The sequence below is a fragment of the Flavobacterium xizangense genome (assembly GCF_054075145.1).
In genome coordinates, this window is record NZ_JBSIPG010000161.1 from 1 (window position 1) to 262 (window position 262).

A 262-nucleotide genomic window follows, 5' to 3' on the forward strand; every position below is an offset into this window, starting at 1 on the left:
TGTGCTTTACATATGCTATTCGTTTGCAATTTCAAATACAATCCAATATTATCAAGAATATAAAAACAAACAAGAAGAGATAGTTGCAGATAGTGATATGCCAAAACTAGTAGCGCAATTAGTCCAAAAAGAAAAACAGCTGGATCAAATTCTTTCTAATTATGATATAAAAATATCAGATTCTTATCAAAATGATTTACTGAAACAATAAACTGCTTATAGTGATAATTATCATTTAAAAATTACTGACTTCAAAGAACCG

Annotated in this window: 1 pseudogene; it reads left to right on the forward strand. The window is 27.1% G+C overall.

Annotation, left to right across the window (positions count from 1 at the left end):
* Window positions 1–211, forward strand: a pseudogene (locus ACWA1B_RS22930) (hypothetical protein); the annotation flags it as partial.
* Between the last annotated feature and the right edge of the window lie 51 nt (window positions 212–262).